At 66.2% G+C, this 1,441-nt stretch carries 1 protein-coding gene and 1 pseudogene; both read right to left on the reverse strand.

Annotated features, from left to right (window positions below; translation table 11 throughout):
- Positions 1–579 (reverse strand): annotated as a pseudogene (locus B1A74_RS13580) (glycoside hydrolase); the annotation flags it as partial.
- Positions 569–1,441: GlgC family sugar phosphate nucleotidyltransferase (locus B1A74_RS13585; protein WP_077244945.1), on the reverse strand; the 873-nt coding region annotated here is incomplete at its 5' end. The gene B1A74_RS13585 and the pseudogene B1A74_RS13580, both read right to left, overlap by 11 nt.

Genomic DNA, 1,441 nt, shown 5'->3' on the forward strand with positions numbered 1-1,441 from the left:
GGCTTCGGCCTTCAGCCAGCCCTGCAGTTCAGGCCGCGCGCGACGCACGGTCTCGCCGGTCCAGGCCAGGTGATAGCAGGTGGCCAGTTCCTGGAAGAAGCGCCCGTCCAGATGCGCCAGCAGAATGTCGTCCTCCAGCGCCTGACGGCCGATCGCGGCCAGGCGCGCGAACAGCGGGAACGGGTCGATCATGCGCGGCGCGTGGGCGCGCAGACAGGCGCGGATGATCTCGCGGCGCTGGTCCGGCTCCACCGGCACGATGTCCATATGGAGCATGTCCAGCACCGGATCCCCGACCGGCACACAGTTCTTCAGGGCCCGGTCCACGCGCCGCGCATAGTCGGCGATCTGTTCCAGCAGGATGGGGGCGAAGTTCACCACCGCCCGCGCCCGCGGGCAGGCCTCCAGATGGGCCGCCATGTCGGTGTAGTCCTTCAGGGCATGGAGATAGGTCCACGGCAGCACGTACTCCCTGCGCCCGCTGTCGAAGTACTGCGGCTGATGCATGTGCCAGCACAGCACCACGTCCAGCTTGTCCGGGACGCGGGCGAGGGCCTTCGAGGAGCGCTCAGCGGACATGGTGACGCGCCTGGCCGAGCATCTCCGGGGTGACCACGCGCACGCCCCCGGGGGAGACGTAGTAATCGCGGGCATCGGCCTCGTCGTCCAGCCCGATCTCGGTCCCCGGCGGGATGCGGCAGGCCTTGTCGATCACCGCGTTGCGGATCACGGCGTTTTCGCCCACCTGCACGTCGGGCAGGATCACCGAGTTCTCCACCTCGCCGCAGGCGCTGACCTCCACGCTGGAAAACAGCAGCGAATGCCGCACCCGACTGCCGGAGATGATGCAGCCCCCGGAGACCATCGAGTCGATCGCCATGCCACGGCGGTCGTCGTCATCGAACACGAACTTGGCCGGCGGGAGCTGCTCCTGGTAGGTCCAGATCGGCCATTCGCTGTCGTACAGGTTGAGTTCGGGGGTCACGCCGATGAGCTCCAGGTTGGCCTTCCAGTAGGAATCGATGGTGCCGACGTCCCGCCAGTAACCCTGACGCTGGCCGGCCTCGTCGCGGAACGGGTACGCCATCACGCGGTGTTTCTCGATGATGCGGGGGATGATGTCCTTGCCGAAATCGTGGCTGGAAAAGGTGTCGTCGGCATCCTGAATGAGCTGTTCGAAGAGGAAATCGCGGTTGAAGACGTAGATCCCCATGGAGGCCAGCGAATGGGTCTCGCTGCCCGGGATGGTCGCCGGATCGTCGGGTTTCTCCTCGAACGAGGTCACGCGCCCCTCGGCATCCACGCCCATCACGCCGAACCCGGTGGCCTCCTCCTTCGGTACCTCCAGGCAGCCCACGGTCATGTCCGCCCCGCTTTCCACGTGCTGGGCGATCACATCTACAAGATGGACTACGGACAGATGATCGCCCAGCACGTGGAA

The organism is Thioalkalivibrio halophilus (assembly GCF_001995255.1).
Lineage (GTDB): Bacteria > Pseudomonadota > Gammaproteobacteria > Ectothiorhodospirales > Ectothiorhodospiraceae > Thioalkalivibrio > Thioalkalivibrio halophilus.